The sequence below is a fragment of the Sulfitobacter sp. 15WGC genome (assembly GCF_005068605.1).
Lineage (GTDB): Bacteria > Pseudomonadota > Alphaproteobacteria > Rhodobacterales > Rhodobacteraceae > Sulfitobacter > Sulfitobacter faviae.
In genome coordinates this window covers 1-550 of the sequence record NZ_SZNL01000073.1, presented here as the reverse complement: position 1 = coordinate 550, position 550 = coordinate 1, and the positions used below count along the sequence as shown (strand labels likewise).

The following is a 550-nucleotide window of genomic DNA, read 5'->3' as shown; positions in this document are numbered from 1 at the left end:
GTCACGCCTTCTGCGCCAAGCGGATGTGTGACGTGCTGGGTGTCAGCTCACGCGGCCTGCGCGCCTATCGCAACCGCCCTGCCAGCCAAAGACAGAGGACTGACATGGTCGTGCTGGCCCACATCAAGGAGCAATCCCGTCTAAGCTTGGGCAGCTATGGACGACCGAGGATGACGGAAGAATTGAAAGAGCTGGGCTTGAATGTCGGCCATCGTCGGGTTGGCAGATTGATGCGTGAGAATGGCATACGGGTCGAGAGATCGAAGAGATACAAGGTGACAACGGATAGTAATCACGCCTTCAACATTGCGCCCAACCTGCTGAACCGTGACTTCCAGGCGGAGGGACCCAATCAGAAGTGGGCAGGTGACATCAGCTATGTGTGGACCCGTGAAGGGTGGTTGTATCTCGCGGTTATCCTCGATCTGCATTCACGCCGGGTGATCGGTTGGGCGGTGAGCAACCGGATGAAGCGCGACCTGGCAATCCGGGCATTGAAAATGGCTGTTGCGCTGCGGCAGCCGCCCAAGGGCTGCATCCATCACACCGA

Annotated in this window: 1 protein-coding gene; it reads left to right on the top strand. The window is 58.4% G+C overall.

The features are described from left to right. Positions 1-550: IS3 family transposase (locus FCK22_RS18025; protein WP_136720759.1), on the top strand; the 550-nt coding region annotated here is incomplete at both ends.